Source organism: Kitasatospora sp. NPDC054939, assembly GCF_053610105.1.
In genome coordinates this window covers 69,471-91,009 of the sequence record NZ_JBSGXP010000008.1, presented here as the reverse complement: position 1 = coordinate 91,009, position 21,539 = coordinate 69,471, and the positions used below count along the sequence as shown (strand labels likewise).

Genomic DNA, 21,539 nt, shown 5'->3' with positions numbered 1-21,539 from the left:
ATCGGGACCCCGGCTGCGGGGCCGCGGGCCGCGGCGGTGGTCGGCGGGCAGCGCGGGGTGGGCGTGGGGCGGGGCGTGGCCTGCCAGCGGTACGCGGTCCGGAGGCCGACGGTGCCTCAGGGCCGCAGGTCCATTCCGTAGTCCGTCAGCCGGGTGTTCGGATCGAGCGCCGGCTCGGCCCCCGGCCGCACCGACTGCGGATCCGTGCCGGGCGCCGGCGTTTCGGTCAGCGCCCCGGTCGGCGCCCGCCGACCGGGCAGCGCACGACCGTAACCGGAGCATCACGCTGCGTGCCCGTCCGCGGTCGGGGCAGAGGTGCGTCGGGCCGTCCGGGGGCCGGATCGCCCGAGCGTTGAGCTGAAAGTCTTAAGATCTGCCCGAATTCGGGCAGGATCTTTGATCAACGCCCCAGCCCCCGCCTAGGCTCCCCACTCGTGTCCAGCTCACCGCACCCGCACGAGGACCTGCTCGCCCACCTCACCCGGACCAGCCCCCTCGGGCCCCGGGAGGCCGCGCGGGTCGTCGCCGAGGTCCTGGCGTACTTCTCCGAGACCACCGAGGAATACGTCCGCCGCCGCCACGGCGAGCTGCAGGCACGCGGCCTGACCAACGAGAAGATCTTCGCCCGGCTCGCCGACGAACTGCCCGCCCGCCGCGTCGCGGCACCCGAGCTCTCCGCCCGGCAGCTGCGCCGCATCGTCTACGGCTGACCGCCGGGCACCCTGCCGCCCGCGCGCACCGGTCCCCACCGCCCCGCGCGAACCCACCCTCGTCACTGCTTCTAGGAGTCCACCCAGATGTGCGGAATCGTGGCCTACATCGGCCCGAAGGATGCGACCCCCTTCCTGCTGGAGGGCCTGGCGCGACTGGAGTACCGCGGCTACGACTCCGCCGGCATCGCCGTCACCGGACGCACCGGCGGCCTCAAGACCCGCAAGACCAAGGGCCGGGTCGCCGACCTCGCCGCCGACGTCCCCGCCCGCTTCAAGGGCACCACCGGCATCGGCCACACCCGCTGGGCCACCCACGGCGTCCCCAGCGACGCCAACGCCCACCCCCACCTCGACAACCGCGAGCGCATCGCCGTCGTCCACAACGGCATCATCGAGAACGCCGACGAACTGCGCGCCCGCCTCGCCGCCGACGGCGCCGTCTTCCGCTCCGAGACCGACACCGAGGTGCTGGCCCACCTCATCGCCGCCCACGCCGTCGAGGGCGTCGAACTGGAGGACGCCGTCCGCGCCGCGCTCGGCAAGGTCGTCGGCACCTACGGCATCGCCGTCCTCGACGCCGAACAGCCCGACCGCATCGTCGTCGCCCGCAACGGCAGCCCCATCGTGCTCGGCATCGGCGAGAAGGAGATGTTCGCCGCCTCCGACGTCTCCGCACTCGTCCGCTACACCCGCCAGGTCGTCCACCTGGAGGACGGCGAACTCGCCACCGTCCGCGCCGACGGCTTCCGCACCTTCACCGCCGACGCCCGCACCACCCACCGCCAGCCGTCCACCGTCGACTGGGAGATCGACTCCTACGACACCGGCGGCTACGAGCACTTCCTGCTCAAGGAGATCCACGAGCAGCCCGGCTCCGTCGAGCGCACCCTCAGCGGACGCCTCGACGAGCGCTTCGCCACCGCCCACCTCGGCGGCCTCAACCTCGACGCCCGCGAACTGCGCGAGATCCGCCGGGTCAAGATCCTCGGCTGCGGCTCGGCCTACTACGCCGGCGAGATGGGCGCCCAGCTCATCGAGGAGCTCGCCCGCATCCCCGCACAGAGCGAACCCGCCTCCGAGTTCCGCTACCGCAACCCGGTCATCGAGGCCGACACCCTCTACGTCGCGGTCAGCCAGTCCGGCGAGACCTACGACACCCTCGCCGCCGTCCAGGAGATCAAGCGCAAGGGCGGACGCGTCCTCGGCGTCGTCAACACCGTCGGCAGCGCCATCGCCCGCGAATGCGACGGCGGCATCTACCTGCACGCCGGCCCCGAGATCTCGGTCGCCTCCACCAAGGCCTTCACCTCCACCGTCGTCGCCTTCGCGCTGCTCGCCCTCCACTTCGGCCGCATCCACGACCTCTCGCCCGCCGACGGCCGCCGCATCGTCGACGGCCTGCGAGCGCTGCCCGGCCAGATCCGCGAGATCCTGGAGCAGAGCGACGCCATCGCCGAACTCGCCGCCGAGTACGCCGAGTCCGCCGGGATGATGTTCATCGGCCGCACCCGCGGCTACCCCGTCGCCCGCGAAGGCGCGCAGAAGCTCAAGGAGATCAGCTACGTCCACGCCGAGGCGTACCCGGCGAGCGAGCTCAAGCACGGCCCGCTCGCGCTGATCAGCCCCGAACTGCCGACCGTTGCCCTGGTGCCCGACGACGAACTGCTCGACAAGAACCTCACCACCCTCGGCGAGATCAAGGCCCGCTCCGGGCGCGTCATCGCCGTCGGACACCGCCGGCCCGAGGCCAAGCTCGCCGACCACGCCATCCTGGTGCCCAAGAACGAGCCCGAACTCGACCCGCTGCTGCTCAACATCCCGCTCCAGCTGCTCGCCTACCATGCGGCGGTCGCGCTGAAGCGGGACGTCGACAAGCCGCGCAACCTGGCGAAGAGCGTCACCGTCGAGTAGCCGTACGGTGGTTGGTGGTTGGTGGTTGGTGGTTGGTGGTTGGCGGTTGGCGGTTGGAGGTTGGCGGGATCGCGGGTCGGGTGCGGGCGCGAGCCCGGTCCGTCCGGTCGGGATCCGGCCCGGGGGCGGGGTACGTCCGGTGGTCAGCCGTCAGCCGTCAGCCGTCAGCCGTCAGCCGTCAGCTGTCGGCTGTCGGCCGCCGCCTCCGCGGTCGCCCGGGCCAGGCTCTCCCGCAGACGGGTGAGCCGGTCGATCTCGGCGTCCAGCGCCGCCAGCCGGTGCGCCACCACCGGGGCGAAGCTCCCCGCCCCCGCCGTCACCGCGCACGGCGTCGGTTCGGACCGGGAGTCCAGCAGGTACAGCCGGTCCGCCCGGCTGTGCAGGTCCTCCACCGTCAGACCGAGCGCCAGCAGCTTGCGGATCACCCGCACCCGGTCCACCTCCGCCTCGCCGTACTCCCGCTGGCCCGAGGCCGTCCGGGCCGGCGGCGGCAGCAGCCCGCGCTGCTCGTAGAACCGCAGCGCCCTCGGGGTCGTCCCCGCCGCTGCCGCCGCGTCACCGATCCGCATCCGCTCCACCCCTGTCCGCCCCGCGGCCCGCCGCCCACGGGGCGGACGGACCGGCTACAACTCCACGACGGCCGTCCCGAAGTAGCGACCGGCCAGCAACTCCGGCAACGCCCCGGGCGCCCGATCGATGCCCGCCACCAACGTCCGGGGGAAGCTGATCCGCCCCTCGCGCAGCCAGCCGCCGAACCGCTCCCGCCACTCCGGCTCCACGGCCGCGCTCCCGCTGCTGCTGAACCCGTGCAGCGACACCCCCTTGGTCACCAGCCGGAACGTGTCGATCTCCACCGGCGCGCTGCCGCCCCGCCGCCCCGGTGCCAACTGCCCCGCCAGCGCCCCGATCAACGCGAACCGCGCACCCGGCCGCGCCGCATCCAGCGCGGCCGTCAGCTGCTCGCCCCCCACCGTGTCCAGCACCACGTCGATCCCGTCCGGTGCCGCCTTCGCCAACTGCGCCGCGACCGACCCGACCGGCGGCCCCGCGTCGCGCAGCACCACCGCGTCGTAACCGAGCTCGGCGGTCAGCCGCTCCGCCTTGGCCGGGGAGCCCGTGGTGCCCACCACCCGTCCCGCCCCGAGCAGCCGGGCGATCTGGCCCGCCAACGAGCCGACCGCCCCCGCCGCCCCGGTCACCAGCACCACATCGCCCTCCCGCACCCGGGCCAGGTGCCGCAGCCCCGCGTACGCGGACACCCCCTGCGAGAGGTGGGCGACCGGGTCCGGGAGGGAGTCGCCCAGCGCCGTCAGCCCCGCCGCGTCGACCACCGCGAACTCCCGCCAGCCGTACAGGTGGAGCACCAGATCGCCCGGACGCAGCGGCCCGCCGTCCGGCGCCGACACCACCTCGCCCACCGCCGGGCCGATCAGGGTGTCGCCCGGACGCAGCTGCGGAAGCGGCACGTTCTCCAACTCACCGCCGATCAGCGTCCGCAGTCCCGGGAACACCAGGAACCAGCGGTTGCGCAACAGCACCTGGCCCGGACCCGGCACGGGCAGCGGCGACTCGACCAGGGCGAAGTGCTCCGGCGCGGGCAGCCCGTCCGGGGCAGCGACCAGGCGGACCTCGCGGGACGAACGGGGGAGGGACATCGGCGACACCCGACCTGTCCTCGGGCGGCGGCCCGACCGGCCACCGCGGTGCCGGGACGCTAACCCCTGACGCGCGGGTCAGGGGCAAGCCCCCGGCGCAACTGCATCGGGAACCAGCCGGACTGACGGGCCGTTCGGCCTGATGATTCGGCTTGATGATCTTCAGGTCGCGCCGGGTGATCTCCTAGAGTCGCAGCGGCACGCACCAGGCCTACCACCCGGCAGCACGTACGAGCGAGAGGCAGTACCACCGATGAGCGAGCAGGCACCGGAGCCGTTCGAGGCCGTCCGCGAGGACTGGCAGACCGCCCTGGCGATCGTCGCCCACCCCGACGACATGGAGTACGGCGGAGCCGCCGCCGTCGCCCGCTGGACCTCCCAGGGCAAGAAGGTCGTCTACGTGATGGTCACCAGCGGCGAGGCGGGCATCGACTCCCTGCACCCCGACGAATGCGGCCCCCTCCGGGAGGCCGAACAGATCGCCTCCGCGGCCGTCGTCGGCGTCGACACCGTCGAATTCCTCGGCCACCCCGACGGCGTCCTGGAGTACGGGCTGCCGCTGCGCCGCGACCTCGCCCGGACGATCCGCCGCCACCGCCCGGACATCGTCATCACCAGCAACTTCCGCGAGACCTACGGCGGGACGCTGCTCAACCAGGCCGACCACATCGCCGTCGGCCGGGCCACCCTGGACGCCGTCCGCGACGCGGCCAACCGGTGGGTCTTCCGCGAGCTGCTGGAGGAGGGCCACGAGCCGTGGCACGGCGTCCGCGAGGTCTGGGCGGTCGCCTCGCCCGAGGCGCGGCACGCGGTCGACACCAGCGACCACTTCGACCTCGGCGTCGCCTCGCTGGAGGAGCACCGCGCGTACCTGAACGGCCTCGGCGGCGCGATGGCGGACCCGCGGGAGTTCCTGGAGGGCTTCGGACGGGGCGCGGGCAGCCGGCTCGGGACGCGCTTCGCGGTGCCGTTCGAGGTGTTCCCGCTGGGCTAGGCGGTGCCGTTGGTGCCCTTGGTGCCGTTCTCGCCTCGGCTTCCGTTGACGGTGCTGCTGGTGTCGGTGGGCTCGGTGGTGTCGGTGGGCTCGGTGCCCTCGTCCGCCGTGCCGTCCCCGGTGCCCGCGTTCCCCCCGGTGCCGCCAGCTTCGCCACGGCGGATGCGGCGGCGCCGGGCCACCAGGTGGCGGACCGCGAAGGCCGCGACCAGGACGCCGAGGGCCACCAGCAGCCAGAGCTGATAGCGGACGGCCGTGCGGTAGACCGCGCCGATGTTGGCGCCCGCCAGGTAGCCGAACGTCCCCCAGACGCCCACCCAGAGCGCCGCACCGAGCAGGTTGAAGGGCAGGAAGCGTCGCCAGGCCATCGAGGTCGTCCCCGCGATGATCCCGTTGGTCTGGCGCAGCCCGTCGACGAAGCGTGCCACCGTGACGACCTTGCCGCCGTGCCGGTCGAAGAAGCCCTCCGCGCGGGCCATCCGGGCGGGCGTGAGCAGCACGTACCGGCCCCAGCGGTGGACGAAGCTGCGCCCGCCGGTCCGGCCGATCAGGTAGCCCAGGCTGTTGCCGATCGACGCAGCGGCGAACGCGATGACCAGGACGGCCGCGAAGCTCAGCTGCCCGGTCCCGGCGTACACGGCGGCGAGCACCAGGACGGTCTGGCCCGGTGCCGGGATCCCGCAGTTGTCCAGCAGGACGAGCCCGGCGACCGCCAAGTAGCCCCAGTCCCGCAGCAGCGGGGCCAGGGCGGCGAGCGGTCCGGGGAGCGCAGCGGCGGGATCGGACACGTCAGGGCCGCCCCGCGCGCATCGGACGCGGGGCGGCGGGCCCGCGCCTCAGCTGGGCTTCTTCGGCTCGATGCTGCAGTCCGGGCCGGGATAGACCAGCCCCTCGTGGCCGTCGTCGAAGCGGACCACGTACGGGGGCTCGCCGTTGACCCCGCGCACCTCGGTGATCTCGCCCTTCTGGTCGACCATGCCCACCGATCTGCTGTGGATGTGGAGCTGGTCACCTACCGCTGCGTGCACGATCTGCTCCTCGGGTAGAGACGGACGGCTGACCCGCGGCACCTGCCCCACGGCCCAGCGCTGGTGCTGTCCTGCTTCCACTCTGCTGCGGAGGGGGCGGACTCGCAACGGAAGCCGAGGCGCGGGGGAGGGGCGGACCCGCGCGGCTTCCGCTCAGCCGCCGTCGGGCCGCCCGTCCGGCTGCCCGCCCAGCCGGTCGGCCAGGTAGCAGCGGACCAGGCGCTTGCACTCCGCGATGAGCGCCGGGTCCCCCTGGGGGTCGGTGCGGAACGCCAGCTGCAGCACCGCGTCCGCCGCCTCGAGTGCGACCCGCAGCCCGATGCTCAGCGCGGCCGGATCCGTGGCGGCGAACAGCTCGCCGCCGAGCGCCCGAAGGCGCAGCGCCACGGCCGTGTTGTTGTCCACCTCGCGGTCGAGCAGGTGCCGTTCGTTCCGCAACCGGCCGGGGAGCGGGCCGCCGGCCAGTCCGAAGTCCATCTGCCGGAAGCCGGGCACGGACCGCTTCATCGCGACGAACTCCTCGACCGCGAGATCGGAGAAGCCGGAGAGCTGCGTGGGCGCCTCCGCGGCGAGCCGGCGGTCCAGGCGCCGGACGTACTGCTCCAGGTTCCGTGCGGCGAGCGCGCCGAGCAGGTCCTCCTTGCCGCCGAAGAACTGGTACAGCGTGCCGATCGGCACCCGAGCACGGAGGGCGACCTCCTTGGTGGTCAGCCCGGTCGGCCCGCACTCGTCCAGCAGGGCGGCGCAGACGTCGAGCATCCGTTCGTAGCGCTCCTGACTGCGCTGCTGCACCGGACGGCGCCTGGTGGTGCCGCCGTTCGGGGCGAGCGGGATCCGCTGCTCGGACTGCCCGGGGTGCGCGCTCTGCTCGCTGTGCTCGTGCTGTCCGGGATGTCCGTGCTGATCGCTCTGTCCGGCGGGTCCGTGACTCCGCGTGTCCGCCCTCATGGCGCCCACTGTGCCGCATCCGCTGTTCGCGCGGCCAATCGCCGGTGCGAGGGTTGTGCGGCGGTTTTGCGCACCGTACGCACGGCGTTCGCCGCACGGTGCGCGGACTCCGCACGACGTGCGTGCGCTCTCCGTACGGTGCTCGTACGCGTTCCGCACGGTGTACGGGTGCCGTACACCGTGCGGGTGCCGCACGCCGTGCGCACTGCTCCGCACGCTGTACGTGCTCGACACGCTGTACGTGCCCCGCACGATGTGCGTACGGAGTCCGCTGTGCGTGCGCTCTCCGCACGGTGTGCGTGCTGTTCCGACCCCAGCCTCAGCCCCCACCCCCGCCCCCGGCAGTCGGAGCCAGGGGAATCAGTGGAAGTCGAACGCGTTCGCCGCCCCGCCGGCCAGCGCGGCGCGGTACACCGGCCAGGCGAGGGCGAGGTCCTGCCAGGGCAGACCGATCGGCGCGAACACCGTGGGCCGGTCGCCTTCCCGGGCGGCGACCGTGCCGCGCAGCACGTCTGACAGTGTGCCGGCCGCGTCGGAGGCCCGCAGTCCCGTGCTGTGCAGGACCCCGGAGACCGCCGCGAGCGCGGTGTCGTCCACGATGAGGCGGCTCGCCCGCACCAGGGCGGGAGAGAGCTCGGTCTTCCCGGGCTCGTCGAACCCGAGGGCGGTGAGGTGCAGACCGGGCCGCAGTACGTCGGCGTCGAGCAGTGGCAGGCGCGACCAGGTCGCCGTCACGACGATGTCCGCAGCCTCGGCGGCGGCCCGGGCACTGGGCACGACCTCGCCCACAGTCGCGGCCCGTTCCGGGTCCAGGTCGTACGCGTACACGTGTCGGATCGGGCGGAGGGTGCGCAGCGCCCGCAGGGTCGTCCGGCTCTGGGCTCCCGCGCCGATCACCGCGACCGTGTCCGCCCCCTCCGGCGCGAGGACGTGCGTCGCCAGGGCCGCGGCCAGCCCGGTCCGCCAGGCGGTGACGGACGCGGAGTCGAGCAGTGCCAGCAGTTCCCCGTCGGCGAGCGAGTGCAGGCAGACGATCCCGCGCAGTGCGGGCGCGGCGCCCGGGAACTTGGCGTTGACCTTCACCGTGTATGCGGGCACGTCCGGGAGCAGGCCGGGGATCAGGCACATCGCCGTTCCGGGGCCGGGCAGTTCGGCGCCCACCCGGCGGGCGGCGGGCAGGTTGTCCGCGTCCGCGGTGCGGAACCCCCGGTCGAGCGCGGCCAGAACGGCGGGAATGTCCAGCGCCGCTTCGACGTCCGCGCGAGAGAGCAGCAGGGTCATGACGGAGCCTCCAACCGGCCGGAGTGTGGCGGTGGTTCGCGTGTAGGTGCCGAACGCAGAACAGGGATGGCAACCGTAGAACGGTTGCCATCCCCGAAGGTTGGAGCGCCGGGCCCGAATCGAACGAACTCTTCCCGCTGAAAGCGGGCGTGCTACCAATGCACCACCGACGCCTGACCGACCGGGCGTTCCCGCCGCTTCCACGGCCCGCCCTGTCGACGAGGAAGAACCTACCAACGGATGATCGAAGACTGAAATGCGCGGGAACGCGTGAGGGTGCTTTCCATGAGCGGCTAGCTAACATGAGCACCACTCATGTTCTGTGCCGCGCTGGAGGATGCCGCCATGCCGAACCGCCTCGACCTGCCGCCCGGCTTCCGCTGGGGCGCCTCCACCGCCGCCTACCAGATCGAAGGGGCGGTGGACGAGGACGGCCGCGGGCCCTCCGTCTGGGACACCTTCGTCGCCCGCCCCGGCGCGGTGCGCGACGGCCACACCGGCGCGGTGGCGTGCGACCATTACCACCGGTACCCCGAGGACGTCGCCCTGCTCGCCGGACTCGGTGTCGACGGCTATCGCTTCTCCCTCGCCTGGCCCCGCATCCGACCCACCGGAACGGGCGCGGTCAACGCCGCCGGCCTCGCCTTCTACGACCGCCTGGTGGACGCCCTGCTGGCGGCCGGCATCACCCCGCTCCCCACCCTCTACCACTGGGACCTGCCCCAGGCTCTCGAAGACGCCGGCGGCTGGCTCAACCGCGACACCGCGTACCGCTTCGCCGAGTACGCCGCGCTCGCCGCCGACCGCCTCGGCGACCGGATCCCCGCCTGGATCACCCTCAACGAGCCCTTCGTGCACATGGTCTACGGCTACGCCCTCGGCATCCACGCCCCCGGCCGCACCCTGATGCTCGACGCCCTCCCCGCCGCCCACCACCAGCTCCTGGCGCACGGCCTCGCCGCGTCCGCCCTCCACGAGCGCGGCCTGGACGTCATGATCGCCAACAACCTCACCCCCGTACGGCCCGCCACCTCCGCGCCCGCCGACCTCGCCGCCGCCCAGGCGTACGACGCGCTCCACAACCGCCTGTTCACCGACCCGCTGCTCCTCGGCAGCTACCCGGACCTCGCCGCCCTCGGCGTCGACCCCGACCTCGGCGGCTGCGTCCACGAGGGCGACCTCAAGCTGATCGCCGGTACGCCGCTCGCCGGCCTCGGCGTCAACTACTACAACCCCACCCGCATCGCCGCCCCCACCGAACCCGGCCTCCCCTTCACCTTCGTCGACATCCCCGACGTCCCCCGCACCGCCTTCGGCTGGCCCGTCGTCCCCGACGGCCTGCGCGAGCTCCTCGTCGGCCTCCGTGACCGCTACGGCACCGCCCTCCCGCCCCTCACCGTCACCGAGAACGGCTGCTCCACCACCGAGGGCACCGACGACCCCGCCCGCATCGACTACCTCGCCACCCATCTCGACGCCCTCGCCGCCGCCGTCGCCGAAGGCGTCGACGTCCGCGGCTACTACGCCTGGTCCCTCCTCGACAACTTCGAGTGGGCCGAGGGCTACCACCAGCGCTTCGGACTGGTGCACGTCGACTTCGCCACCCAGAAGCGCACCCCGAGGGCGTCCTACGCCTGGTACCGAGACCTGATTGCCGCTCACTAGCTTTATCGGGCTGGGTAGTTGAGATCGATGGCGGCCGTGGCACATGTCGGGACCGGTCCAGGTTGATGAGTGCGCTGGTCGAGCGCGGGCAGGTGGCCGCGCTCGGCCATAGGGTGTGAAGACAGGGTGTTCGATGGTTGAGAAGGCCGTCACCAGCGGTTTGAGCTGAATCGGATTTTGTAGAGGCCTTGAAGCCAGGCGTGATAGCCGTGTTGGCCCAGTTGTGGGCCTGTTTCTGCTCGACGCTGCTGGCATCGCGTGGTACAGGTCGATCAGGTCCGGATCGAGGCCCAGCGGGTCGGGGCTGAGAGAGTGGGCGGTGGCCGGGTCGTAGTACCGGAAGACGTTGCAGTGCAGGCCGGTCTCGGCGTCGTGGAACTGCCCGGGGAAGCACAGCGGGCAGTCGATGCTCTCGACCGCGTCAGGCAGCGGCTGGCCGCACAGCGCGGTGCGCTGCTGCCAGGCCACGGCGCCGTGCTCGTCGACCAGTTCGGTCGGGGCGCCGACTACGTCGGTGACGATGGCGTGGAAGTGGCGGTCGATCTCGTGCTGCGGGGCGTCGGCAATAGGCAGCAGCCAGTCGGTCTGGGTGAGCGGGCGCTGCCGCGTGAGGGTCCACTCGGCCCCGGCGGCGTGCTGGTGCGCGCACGATCGTCGAGTCGACCGCGACCACGCGGTCCAAGTCGCCCTCGGCTTCGGCCAGCGCGAGCAGCGCGGTGAGCGCGCGCTCCCACGTACCGTCCAGTGCCGACCTCCATGGCCGGTTGTGGATGCCCTTCCATGACCCCGAACCGCTCCGGCAGGTCTGTTTACGGCGTCCCGGTCCGGTACTTGAACACGATCGCGTCGGTCACCTCCCGGTGATCACGCCACCGTCCGTCCCCGCCGAGGCGCAGGGTACGGCAACAACGGCTCTGCCCGCGCCTATTGCGCATCAACCAACAATCGAATGATCCGCAGGGAACGGCCTACCCCGGAGCCCCAGGCTCCAAGGGGACCCACCTCGTCATCGAGTCCCAGGCCTGCAGGACATCCGCCAGGACATCCACCGAGGCCTCGGACTCGGGCCCGACGGTGCTCGCCGTGATGAGCAGCATTCCGCCGTACTGCTCCACCAGCGCGATGAACGCCTCGGTTGCCGGAGCGCTCCAGACCTCCCCGAACACTGCCACCGCGGCCTCGCCGGGGCCAGTGAGTGCCCAGGCGCGCCCGTCGGAGGACTTGGGCGGCAGCCCGGACCACAACGGTCGCAGGTTGAGCACCTGGGCGTTGGCCGACCGGGGCCCGTACGCCGCCGTGGCCGTCCAGCGGTCCTCGCTGCGGACCAGCTGCGCGACCTCGAAGGACGGGTTGACCACGAGGGCGGGAACGCAAAGCGAGCCGAATCCCTCCCCCATGGGCACTCCGGCGGTGAATGCTGTCCAGCTCATGCCCGCGTCTTTGGCTATCTGGGTCAGGGCTGACTCGTTCCAGTGCGGATACCGACATAGTCCGAAGTGGAACAGCCGCGCGTTGGCCGCTATGAAGGTGTCGTCCACATAGAGCGCAGGAACACCGTCGCCCAGGGGGTACCCGCAGTCCTGGCAGTCGCCGGCCCAGAGCAACTGCATGAGCGAACGGGCTTCCTCCTCTCCGAGTCTGTCCAGGCAGACCTGGCTGAAGGCCAGGTGCCGCAGTCCGGATGAGCCTTCCTCTGCCTCCAGGACCACCCAGTCCGAGGGACAGCCACGTTTCCGCGCCCGGCTCCACCATTTCTTCCCCAGCCGGACGTTGCCGAAGGAGTACGCCGTCACACCGGCCATCAGACAGCCGATCGGATCACCCAACTCCCCCTGCTCGACCGCTGCGGCGTAGGCACGCGACACATAGGCATTCGCCGTCTCGTGGTCCTTTCTATGCAGAAGGACGCCGGCATACGAGAGGGCGGCGAGCGGGATCCTGCCGTCGGCAGCAACTCTCAGGGCTTCGACGGCTTCGTCCGACTGCCACTTCGACCTCAGCCAGTCCGAGTAGTGCAGTGCACTCCCGGGATCTCCGGCCTCGGTACCGCGCTTCCAGAGCGCCACCGCCTCGGCCTGGTCGCCCAGTTTCTCGTGGACCAGGCCGAGGGCTCCGATCGACATCCGCTCCCCACCCTGGATCGCGCGCCTGTACCACTCCCGTGCCGCTTCCAGATCCCCCTGCACGAAGGAGACGGCACCCATATTGTGTGCCCCGATGGATTCGCCCAGAGCGACAGCGAGCTCGAAGCAGCGGGCGGCGCCGTCGTAGTCCTCCTCCTCTGCCAGCAGCGCCCCGAGAGCGATCAGGCCGTCGGGATCGTCCTCCTCTGCGAGGGGGCGGAGTACCTCCTTGGCCACCTCCGGCCGGCCCGCCACCTTGGCGACGGTCGACACCAGCACCCGACGTGTGTCGTCCACGACGCGCAGCGCCTCCTCCCACACCTGTTCCGGGAGCTCGCTCGGACGGGACCGGCGCGCAGCATCGGACACCAGGTAGTCGAACGGCTTCCACGTTCCGCCCCGGCCCGGCACCAGGGGACTGGTGACGCCCAGCACGATGCGGGACGCCCACTTCCATGCCTCCGCCATGCCCTCCGGACGCAGCGCCGGACCGCCTGCCAGGTCTAGGAAGTACTCGTGGAGGCGTTCCAGGGAATCCGGTGGCAGTGCACTGTCCACACCCGTGCGGGCAAGGGCGACCGCAGCCTCGACGAGTGCGGCCCCCCGGGGGTTGCCCCGCACCCGGGACGCGGCTTTCCACCGCTTGAGGACCTGCGGCCCCGCCGCCAGGTACTCCGCCACCCCGTGCGCCCGGTCGGCGCTCAAGGCCGCGACGACGCGCGGGTCCTGGCGCGTCGACGCGGCCTGCCGCTCGTCGTCGGTCCAAATCCGGTCCAGCGTGAGGTGGTGCGCAGCACGGATCACCCTGCCCGGCGAGGACGGCAGACGCGGCCCGGTGCCCTGCGAGAGTGACGGCCCGTCCTCCTCATCCGTGTAGTGCTCGTAGAACTCGGTGCGCAGCGTCGCGAGCACGACCGTGCCTCGGCGGACGAGCCGGTCGAGCAGGGACGGCGTCAGCCCGTCGGACCGCAGGTAGGTATGCAGGTCGTCGAGCCACACGACGCTCTCGTAGTCGCTTCCGGAGGGGGAGTGCAGCAAGGCCAGGTCGGCATCGGGATCCGGCTTGCAGACCGACCGGTCCGGGAGATTGCGGACCATGCCTTCGAACAGGGCCCGCGACTTGCCCGCCGCCGAATCCCCGGTCAGGAGCAGCATGCCGCCGGTCTCCGCCAGCGCTTCGAGTCGGGCGTCAAGTTGGGCGTCGACGTTGCGTGGCACGTACTGCACCACTTCCGGATGGCCGGCGGCGTCCGGCGCGCGATGGACGCCGAAGGAGATCGGATCGGCGTCGGCGATCCGGAGCCAGTCGCCTTGGCGAGAGGTGGCGGCCTCGCGCACCGTGTGCGCTACCGACCTGTCAATCTCCACCACTTCCGGCCGTAGCCCTACGGCTGCCTCCATCGCCAGCTGGAACTCGGGGTCGGCCACCACGACCGATATTGGAACGGCTTCCACCCGTGCGTGCGCCCACCGTCCCGGGTCCCCGGAGACCACGCCGATCAGGAATTCTCCGGCGAAGAGCGCGGCACCCGACATCCCCTGCCAGGGCGATGTGCCGGGAGTGCTGGCCGTCGGCGGCGGTGTGTGGGAGCTGTCCAGGATGTAGCGGCCGCGTAGGATCGACGAGCCCGGCTTCAGCGTGCCGACGATCTGCTCGGTGTCCGGCCTCGCCCCGTCCCGCAGCGAGATGAGCGGGTACCCCACAGCTTCGCAGTTCTCCCACGCGGCCAGGCCCACCGTCCGGCCCCAGCGGACATCGGAGATCCGGCACGTCGTGACGTCCCTGACCAGGTCATCGTCCGCTTCGAGCAGGGCCGCGTCGCACGCCTCGTCGTAACGGCGCCACCTGAGACGGCAGTTGCGCGTCCCCGCCCCTCCGGGGACGGCGACGCGAGCGGCCCCGTTGTCCCCGTCGAACAGGTGCGCCGAGGTGAGCACCAGGCGGGAGTCCAACAGAAAGCCGCTGCCCTGCCGCGCTCCCTGGACGATGGCGACGCGTTCGACGGACCGGACGCTCATCCGCCGCGCAGCCCGGACGGATGCTCGAAGTCACCCAGGTCGACCGCGGCCCGGCTGCCGATCTCGATCGGCCCGCCGAGGGCGGAGTCCTTCGGCTTCAACTTCACGGACACCTTGTGGACGGCGTTCTGCGCCACCCCCACCTGGGCGTCGCCGGAGACCACCCATGCCTTGAACCCCGCCTTGGCCGTCGCGTCGCGTCGCAGCTCGACCGAGAAATCCAGCGTGATCTCGTCGACCTCGAACCTGATGCGCTGACCGTCCGCAGCGTCCGCGGCGGCCATCAACTGGTCCCTCAGACCTTGTACGGCCTCGGTGAGTTCCACGTTCTCCAACGGATCGCGCACGTCTCCGACTCCCCCTGTTCGGCCCGCCGTCAACCGCTACTCCTATCACATCGCTTCTGGTACGGACGGGCGATCCGGACAACGCCGCCGAACGCACCGGAGCACGGTGGGGGCGCGTCGAGCATCACCGACGCGCCCATGACCCGGCCCACCGCACAGCTACCGGCGCCAGCTCAGCGCTCGTGGCCCTGCGGCTTCAGTGGCGTCAGCGGCCACTCCGGGGCGGGCAGGCGGGCGCGGGCGTAGCCATGGACTTCGCCGAAGCGGGTGCCGGACTGCCAGTCGGCGCGGGTCTGGGCGATCCCCTCGTTGGTGCGGCCGATGAAGTTCCACCACGTGGCGATCTGATGATCGTGGCTCTGGTTCTGGGTTGCGATGGCGCACCTGTGGCCGGTGTGGTCGGTGTGGCCGGGTGGGGTGATCGGTGCGGCGACCCCTGAGGGCCAGGCCCTTGCGGGCTATATGGCACTCGGCTCTGGAATTGGGCCGCCGGCTCGCCTTGAAATGAGCCCTGCTCGCATTTGTGGCTCGTGTTGTTTAAAGGGATTCATCCATGACGGACCGTCGCGACCCGCCGCCCGGATTCCGCTGGGGCGTGTCCACCGCCGCCTACCAGATCGAGGGCGGGATGGACGAGGATAGCCGCGGCCGGTCGGTGTGGGACACCTTCTGCGACCGGGCCGGCGCAGTAAGGGGCGGCGACACCGGCCGGGTGGCGTGCGACCCCTATCGCCGGTGGCCCGAGGACGTGGGGTTGATGCGCGGCCTGGGGCTCGACGGGTACCGGTTCTCGATCGCCTGGTCGCGCGTGCACCGGCCGGCCGGGGCGAGGTCAACGGTGCCGGGCTCGACTTCTACGAGCGGCTGGTGGACGGGCTGTTGGAGGCCTGCATCACTCCGCTGCCCGCGCTCTACTACTGGGACCTGCCGCAGGCGCGACCGCCTGGCTTCGCCGTGGTCGTGCACTGGTTCACACGTTTCCCGCCTCCCTGCAGCCAGCCGTTCAACTTTGGCGGCGGTGATCCTATACGCCTGGGTTGCCACCATCAGAGGACGGCCCTGACGGCGAGCCGCGAGGAGCCACTGATGGTCAGGCCACTGCTGAAGCGTAGGCCGGCAGGCACGGCGACCACGATTTTCGCCGAGTCTTCGACCAATGGCTGCCGCGGCGCGAGGTCGGGCCGTACCAGCTTGTTGCGGGCCGCTGACCTGGCAGACCACCGCCACGGATAGAATGACAGGGTGTCCGACGGGCCGAGGGGTTCAGTCAGCGCTTCGGCTTGGTCCACGTCGACTTCGCGACGCAGCGGCGCATCCCGAAGGCTTCGTACGTCTGGTATCGCGAGCTGATCGCCACCCACCGGGCCCGCAGTCCACGGTAGTTGGCCTCCGGCTACGGCAGGATGTATGGCCTCTTGGCAACGGCCAAGAGGCCATCCTGATGGAGTGGTCTGCCGCGGCTGCGTCCCAGCAACTGCCAGAAGACAGGGTGTTCAACAAGTCCGCAGCCCATCGCCGGCGGTTCAGTCGTCGGTTGGTTGCGCGGGGACGGGCCGCCTTGTGACTCCGGGGGCGCTCACCACCGTGCGCTCACCTCGATGGGAATTCCGCGCCAAGCGACTTTCCCGGCGTGACGCGGTGTGGGTCGCGATGCCCTGACGAAGCGGCATCCACTGGAGCATTTCGTGCGAGGCCTGAGATGGGATGATCTTGAGGCCGCGAGGTTCCGGCCCGTCACCCGTTGGGTGTGTCCAGCTGGCCGGACTCGATGGCCGTGGCGTCGGCGTAGCGGCGGGCCAGTGTGGCGCAGGCTTGGCGGAGGGCCGGCGGGCCGATGACGCGCAGGTTGGCGTCGAAGCGGCCGAGGCCGGCGGCGAGGGCGGTCCAGGACCAGGATCCGGTGATGATGCGGCACCGTGTGGGGCCGAGCGGTTCCACGATGCCGTCGGTGACGTGGGGGATGACCTCCGCGGCGGGGAGGTCCAGGGTGACCTCGCCTTGGCAGGGCCAGGCGAGGTCGGTTCCGTCAGAGCCGCGGAATCGGCTGGTGATGAACGTGGAGATGTCGCCGCCCGGTACCTGGCGTGGGCTGAAGCGCGGGCCGGTCGGCGTGCGTGGGGTCAAGCGGTCGGTGCGGAAGGTCCGCCAGTCGTCGCGGTCGAGGTCCCAGGCCAGCAGGTACCAGTGGGTGCGCCAGGCCACGAGGCGATGCGGCTCGACCCGCCGTCGCTGCGGTGCGGCCTCGGTGTGCGGGGTGTAGTCCAGGCGCAGTTCTTCGTGGCGCTGGATCGCGGTGCTCACGGTGGTGAGCAGATCCAGGGCCGGGGTTGGTGATACCTCCGGCTCCGGTGGGCGGACAGTGGTGACGTGGAGTGCGTCGATGCGCTGCCGCAGGCGCGGGGGGAGAACGTTCCGGATCGTTGCGAGCGCGCGATCGGCGTCCTGCGCGATCGCCGGGTGAGCGGTGCTCTGCAGCGCGATGGCCAGAGCGATGACCTGCTCGTCGTCGAAGAGCAACGGTGGCAGCTGCGATCCCGGTCGCAGGCGGTATCCGCCGCCGGGTCCCTTGTCGGTGGCGACCGGGTAGCCCAGCGCACGAAGGCGGTCGACGTCGCGGCGCACGGTGCGCACAGTCACCTCCAGCCGCTCGGCCAGATCGTCACCGCCCCACTCCGGTCGTGCCTGGAGCAGGGAGAGCAGGGCAAGGAGCCGCGAGGACGTCTTCTGCATACCTCCATCATGAAGCAAGTACAGGACACAACCTGTCCTGTACCGGTGGCATGCTGGATCGCAGATTCCAGATCGGGGCATTCCGCCCGATCTCTGCTATTCGCCCCATCCGGCGTACACAACGTAGGAGCAGACCATGTCCGTCACCACCACCACGCACCTGAACTTCCGCGGCTCGGCCCGCGAGGCGCTGAACTTCTACCAGTCCGCCTTCGGCGGGCACACCGCCGTGGTGACCTACAAGGACGCCGGAAACATCCAGGACGAGAGCGAGGCGGACTGGGTGATGTGGGGCCAGGTCGTCGCCGACAACGGCTTCCACGTCATGGCCTACGACGTGCCCTCGGCGATGCCGTACGAGCAGGGCGCCAACCCGTTCTTCGTGTCCGTGCGCGGCGAGGACGCCGAGGAGATCAGCGACCTGTGGCACCGTCTGGCCGACGGTTCGAACGTGCTGCGCCCGCTGGAGCCCGCAGCGTGGGCTCCGCTCTACGGCATGCTGACCGACCGTTTCGGCGTGACCTGGGTCCTCGACGTCACAGCCCCCTACAACGGCTGACCCGCCCCGGGGGCGGGCGCCCTGCAACGGCTGCCCGCCCCCGCTCATTCTCGGCATCGGCGCGTCGACGGCAGTCGGCACACAGGGGAAGCAGATCTTGACAATGCACAGGCGTCAGCTCGGCCGGACCGGCATCGAAGGCAGCGCCTACTGCCCGGGCGCCATGATGTTCGGCCCGAACGGAAACCCGGATCATGACGCATGCGCCCGCATCGTGCACCGGTTCCCAGCCGGCTGCATCAACGGCATCAACCTCGTCGACCCGACACCATGAACGTCCTGACCCAGCGTGACCTCAACCGGGCCACCCTCGCCCGCCAGTACCTCCTCGAGCGTGAGGACTGCACCCCCCTCGATGCCGTCTCCCACCTGGCCGGACTGCAGGCTCAGGCCCCTCAGGAACCATTCACCGGCCTGTGGTCCCGTATCAGCGCGTTCGCACCCGTCGACCTGGACGGCCTGGTCACCGGCCGGCAGGTCGTGCGCACCCATCTCATGCGCCGCACCGTCCACCTCGTCACCGCCGACGACGCAGTTGCCTGGCGCGCTCGCCACGACGCCATGCTGCGCCAACGGGTCCTGTCCACCTACCGCAGCGAACTCGCCGGCATCGACCTGGACGAGCTGGGAGCAGCGGGCCGGGCTGTGACCGCCGCCGGGCAACCACTCACCATGGCTGAACTCGTCGACGCCCTCCGCGACCGCTGGCCCACCCCGCCCCGCCGGGTGCTGGGCGAACTCCTTGTCGCCGCGCTCATCCCCATGGCCCAACTGCCCCCCAGAGGACTGTGGAAGAGCACCGCAGGCGTCCGCAACCTTCCCCTGGCCACCTGGCTGCACCAGCCCATCGCCCCTGTGTCCACGGATCCGGACGATCCGGTCGGACAGCAACTCGTCCTGCGTTACCTCGCCGCCTACGGCCCCGCCACCACTACAGACATCCGCGCCTGGAGCGGCCTGGCCGGACTGCCCGCCGCCGTGAAAGCCCTCCGCGACAACCTCATCACCTTCCGCGACGAAAGCGGCCGCCAGTTCCTCGACCTGCCCGACGCACCGCGCCCGCACCCCGACACCCCCGCACCGGTCCGCTTCCTGCCCGCCTTCGACAACGCGATCCTCGGCTACCAGAACCGCAGTCGCATCATCGACGATCCGCACCTCGGCCTCTCCGTCGCCGGACAGCGCGCCGTCCTCATCGACGGCCGTGTCGCCGCCACCTGGATCACCAGCGACCGCCGCCTCACCATCAGCCCCCTGCGCAACCTCACCCGGTCCGAAGGGCGAGACCTGAAGGCGGAGGGCCAGGCGCTGGCCACCTTCCTGGACCAGAGCATCGACACGATCCATATCGCCGACTCCACCTGACCCCACGGGGCTCACGAGGGCTGACGGGGGACCTGTGGTCGTGCCCACGCGGTGACGGATTGCGTTGTCGCGGTGACGGACTGCTTCCCCGGTCGGCCACAGTGCCGGTCGCGGCGCCATTCGACGGACCCCCAGGCCGGGCCGGATCCGCGCATTCCTCGCGGGCCGTCCGGAGGCCGCCCGCGGCGAGTTCACCCTACCGATGCTGACCGGCGTGCTGCGCGTCCGGCGGCTGTGTAGCATCACGCAGATACCCGGGTCCGCTGCGCGGCGCCGCGAGCACGTGGGGTCTCGGCGGAGTCAACGTGCCTGACTGGCCCTGTGGTTGGGAGAACACCATCCGGGTCTGGGTGGAATGACAGGGTGTTCGACGGGCCGAGGGCCACCACCGGCGCTTCGGCCTCGTCCACGTCGACGTCGAGACGCAGCGGCGCACGCCAAAGGCGTCGTACGCCTGGTACCGGGACCTGATCGCCGCACACCGGGAGCGGTCCGAGGGGTAGGTGCTACCCGTGATGCTCGACCCGGTTGCCACCGTAGGACCAGCCGCAGGCCGAGGACGGCCGCCGGCACCTCGTCGTCGATGGCCCGCCGGTCGTCGATCGGGCGGGTGGCGAGTTCGTCGCCGATGGTGGCCGCTTCGGCCGGGCGGGTGAGCGGGCGGCGCAGGACGCAGGCAGCTGCGGCGGTGCACCGTGCGGCGGAATTCGTGCACCCGGCGGGCCCGAATTCGTGCCTTTCCGGAGTAGCCTGGAAGGTGCCGGAGAACTTACCGGCAGGACGATCGCGAGGAGGTACATGTGCAGATCAGTGGGGCAGGAGCCCTGATTCTGCGACTCGTGATCGCGAAATCCCATTCCAGCCTTCCGGTCGGGAGATAACGGGACCGCCGAGGCGGTGGGGGCCGCAGATACAAATCCTGTTGTTCAGATCAGTGATCATTCAGGGCGTGGGCCGTTTCCGTAGAGATGCGGAGGCGGCCTTTTTGCTGTTTGTTGCGCGATATTCGCAAGGCGATGCCATCGTGCGGTCCCAAGCGTTCGGCCGTTTCTTCCCCCCGCGGTCCGGCGGGTCCGAGCGGCTCGGAATATCGTGGAAGCACGTCCGTTTCCTCGCCCGGTGACCGCACGGGCGCCGCGATCGCCGGGGGCCGACTGACCGGATGCCGACGTGTCGCAGGCGGTTTCCCGCGGCTTCCCCCGGCTTCCCGCGGCGCGCAAGCGGTGCCTGGTTGGTCGGCCGACTGCCGACGGGAGGAATCATGATGGGTCCCGAAGGACAGCGTCCCGTCGTGGTCGGCGTCGATCCAGAGCATCCCAGCCGCATGGTGCTCGCCTGGGCCGCCGACGAGGCGAAGCGGCGCCGCTTGCCGGTGCACGTCGTTCAGGCGTGGAGACCCGTGCCCCGCGAGGGCAGTTGGCCCCGGCTCCGGCCCGAGCTCCACGAACGGGCCCGGCTGCTCCGTACCGCAGGTGAGCACACGCTCGACGAGGCGACCCGCTTCATCAGGGAGCGCCACCCCGCCCTGCAGGTGTCAGCCCGGCTCGTCGACGGGGACCCGGCCGAGGTACTCAACCGGCAGGCCGAGCGCGCGGTGGTGCTGGTACTCGGCTCACGACCGCTCTCCGGCGTCCGGGAGCTGTTCCACTCCGGCGCGGTGACTCTGCCGCTGATCGCGCATGCGAGCTGCCCGGTGGTGGTCGTCCGGGACCCGGAGCACATCACCCAGCAGCCGGCGTACGTCGTCGTCGGAGTGGACGGCAGCCGAACGTCACAGGACGCCGTGGATTACGCCTTCGAAGCCGCGGCACTGCGGGGCGCCCAACTGCGCGCCCTGTACGCGTGGAACCCTTCGCACCTCTCGGCGGCGGACGAGTACCGGGTGGAGCAGGAGTCCCGCCGGGTGCTCGCGGAGACGGCCGCCGGGCGACGTGGGACCTACCCGGAAGTGGATCTCAGGCACGAGGTGGTGCGCGGGCATCCGGTGGCCGTCCTGGCCGAGGCCTCCAGGCATGCCCTGGCCCTGGTCGTCGGCACACGGGGTGCCGGGGGGTTCACGGGCCAATTGCTCGGATCCGTCGGCCAGGGCGTCCTGCACCATGCCCGGTGTCCCGTCGTCACCGTGTCGGAGCCGGTCGGCCCTGGCGGACTCGTGCGAGGGGCCACGGGCTGAAGCCGCGGGCTGCCCGGCACGCGCTCGG

The 21,539-nt window shown here is 71.3% G+C and carries 17 protein-coding genes, 1 tRNA gene and 4 pseudogenes; 11 read left to right on the top strand and 11 right to left on the bottom strand.

The annotated features are described in order from the left end of the window. Window positions 1-434: 434 nt before the first annotated feature. The gene (locus ACWGB8_RS04495; RefSeq protein WP_452210172.1) at window positions 435-710 is read left to right on the top strand and encodes a hypothetical protein; all 276 of its coding nucleotides are present in this window, start codon (window positions 435-437) and stop codon (window positions 708-710) included. Between the two features lie 87 nt (window positions 711-797). Next, window positions 798-2,624, top strand: a complete 1,827-nt coding sequence (gene glmS, locus ACWGB8_RS04490) for a glutamine--fructose-6-phosphate transaminase (isomerizing) (protein ID WP_452210170.1) — start codon at window positions 798-800, stop codon at window positions 2,622-2,624. 164 nt (window positions 2,625-2,788) lie between these two features. Here glmS and ACWGB8_RS04485 read toward each other — a convergent pair whose 3' ends face one another. Together ACWGB8_RS04485 and ACWGB8_RS04480 are read right to left on the bottom strand one after the other, a co-directional pair. Next, on the bottom strand, window positions 2,789-3,193 hold the full coding sequence (locus tag ACWGB8_RS04485) for a MerR family transcriptional regulator (RefSeq protein ID WP_452210168.1): 405 nt from the start codon (window positions 3,191-3,193) through the stop codon (window positions 2,789-2,791). 54 nt (window positions 3,194-3,247) lie between these two features. Then, window positions 3,248-4,279 (bottom strand): zinc-binding dehydrogenase, encoded by a 1,032-nt coding sequence (locus ACWGB8_RS04480; protein ID WP_452210166.1) that lies wholly within the window; start codon window positions 4,277-4,279, stop codon window positions 3,248-3,250. A 253-nt stretch (window positions 4,280-4,532) separates the two neighbouring features. Here ACWGB8_RS04480 and ACWGB8_RS04475 point away from each other — a divergent pair, with 253 nt between their 5' ends. Then, a complete protein-coding gene (locus ACWGB8_RS04475) occupies window positions 4,533-5,273 on the top strand; it encodes a PIG-L deacetylase family protein (RefSeq protein ID WP_452210164.1) in 741 nt (246 codons plus the stop codon). On the opposite strand, the gene ACWGB8_RS04470 is transcribed toward ACWGB8_RS04475, so the two are convergent. The 5 genes from ACWGB8_RS04470 to ACWGB8_RS04450 all read right to left on the bottom strand — a co-directional run bounded on the left by ACWGB8_RS04470 (window position 5,270) and on the right by ACWGB8_RS04450 (window position 8,703). Continuing rightward, on the bottom strand, window positions 5,270-6,061 hold the full coding sequence (locus tag ACWGB8_RS04470) for a DedA family protein (RefSeq protein WP_452210162.1): 792 nt from the start codon (window positions 6,059-6,061) through the stop codon (window positions 5,270-5,272). The two genes, ACWGB8_RS04475 and ACWGB8_RS04470, sit on opposite strands and share 4 nt — an antisense overlap. A gap of 48 nt (window positions 6,062-6,109) precedes the next feature. Then, window positions 6,110-6,301: a DUF1918 domain-containing protein gene (locus ACWGB8_RS04465; RefSeq protein WP_452210161.1), complete on the bottom strand. Its 192-nt coding sequence runs from the start codon at window positions 6,299-6,301 to the stop codon at window positions 6,110-6,112. Window positions 6,302-6,454: 153 nt separating this feature from the next. Beyond that, window positions 6,455-7,249 carry a TetR family transcriptional regulator gene (locus ACWGB8_RS04460; RefSeq protein WP_452210159.1) on the bottom strand — a complete coding sequence of 265 codons (795 nt, stop codon included), beginning with the start codon at window positions 7,247-7,249 and terminating at the stop codon, window positions 6,455-6,457. 360 nt (window positions 7,250-7,609) lie between these two features. Next, window positions 7,610-8,530, bottom strand: coding sequence for an ornithine cyclodeaminase family protein (locus ACWGB8_RS04455; protein WP_452210156.1), 921 nt, complete (start codon window positions 8,528-8,530; stop codon window positions 7,610-7,612). Window positions 8,531-8,631: 101 nt separating this feature from the next. Beyond that, window positions 8,632-8,703, bottom strand: a tRNA-Glu gene (locus tag ACWGB8_RS04450). 172 nt (window positions 8,704-8,875) lie between these two features. Here ACWGB8_RS04450 and ACWGB8_RS04445 point away from each other — a divergent pair. Beyond that, on the top strand, window positions 8,876-10,195 hold the full coding sequence (locus tag ACWGB8_RS04445; RefSeq protein WP_452210154.1) for a GH1 family beta-glucosidase: 1,320 nt from the start codon (window positions 8,876-8,878) through the stop codon (window positions 10,193-10,195). Between the two features lie 270 nt (window positions 10,196-10,465). Here ACWGB8_RS04445 and ACWGB8_RS04440 read toward each other — a convergent pair. The 3 genes and pseudogenes from ACWGB8_RS04440 to ACWGB8_RS04430 form a co-directional block, all read right to left on the bottom strand. Next, window positions 10,466-10,663, bottom strand: a pseudogene (locus tag ACWGB8_RS04440) (RHS repeat domain-containing protein); the annotation flags it as partial. A 500-nt stretch (window positions 10,664-11,163) separates the two neighbouring features. Beyond that, complete coding sequence (locus ACWGB8_RS04435) at window positions 11,164-14,337, bottom strand: trypsin-like peptidase domain-containing protein (RefSeq protein WP_452210152.1); 3,174 nt, start codon at window positions 14,335-14,337, stop codon at window positions 11,164-11,166. Next, window positions 14,334-14,684: a trypco2 family protein gene (locus ACWGB8_RS04430; RefSeq protein WP_452210150.1), complete on the bottom strand. Its 351-nt coding sequence runs from the start codon at window positions 14,682-14,684 to the stop codon at window positions 14,334-14,336. The genes ACWGB8_RS04435 and ACWGB8_RS04430 overlap by 4 nt, the downstream gene beginning before the upstream one ends. Window positions 14,685-15,237: 553 nt before the next feature. Between ACWGB8_RS04430 and ACWGB8_RS04425 the strand changes: the two are divergent. Together ACWGB8_RS04425 and ACWGB8_RS04420 are read left to right on the top strand one after the other, a co-directional pair. Further along, window positions 15,238-15,620, top strand: a pseudogene (locus ACWGB8_RS04425) (family 1 glycosylhydrolase); the annotation flags it as partial. A gap of 326 nt (window positions 15,621-15,946) precedes the next feature. After that, window positions 15,947-16,066 (top strand): annotated as a pseudogene (locus ACWGB8_RS04420) (family 1 glycosylhydrolase); the annotation flags it as partial. 352 nt (window positions 16,067-16,418) lie between these two features. Here the strand turns inward: ACWGB8_RS04420 and ACWGB8_RS04415 are convergent. Continuing rightward, entirely contained in the window at window positions 16,419-17,414 is a 996-nt protein-coding gene (locus ACWGB8_RS04415; protein ID WP_452210148.1) for a helix-turn-helix transcriptional regulator, read from the bottom strand. Window positions 17,415-17,550: 136 nt separating this feature from the next. On the opposite strand from ACWGB8_RS04415, the gene ACWGB8_RS04410 reads away from it, so the two are divergent. From ACWGB8_RS04410 to ACWGB8_RS04390, 5 genes and pseudogenes are all read left to right on the top strand, one after another. Beyond that, entirely contained in the window at window positions 17,551-17,973 is a 423-nt protein-coding gene (locus ACWGB8_RS04410) for a VOC family protein (RefSeq protein ID WP_452210146.1), read from the top strand. Between the two features lie 103 nt (window positions 17,974-18,076). After that, on the top strand, window positions 18,077-18,247 hold the full coding sequence (locus ACWGB8_RS04405) for a hypothetical protein (RefSeq protein WP_452210144.1): 171 nt from the start codon (window positions 18,077-18,079) through the stop codon (window positions 18,245-18,247). Then, window positions 18,244-19,338, top strand: a complete 1,095-nt coding sequence (locus ACWGB8_RS04400; protein WP_452210142.1) for a winged helix DNA-binding domain-containing protein — start codon at window positions 18,244-18,246, stop codon at window positions 19,336-19,338. Before ACWGB8_RS04405 ends, ACWGB8_RS04400 begins: the two co-directional genes overlap by 4 nt. Before the next feature lie 374 nt (window positions 19,339-19,712). Next, a pseudogene (locus ACWGB8_RS04395) lies at window positions 19,713-19,841 on the top strand (family 1 glycosylhydrolase); the annotation flags it as partial. 758 nt (window positions 19,842-20,599) lie between these two features. Next, a complete protein-coding gene (locus ACWGB8_RS04390; RefSeq protein ID WP_452210140.1) occupies window positions 20,600-21,511 on the top strand; it encodes a universal stress protein in 912 nt (303 codons plus the stop codon). Window positions 21,512-21,539 lie beyond the last annotated feature (28 nt).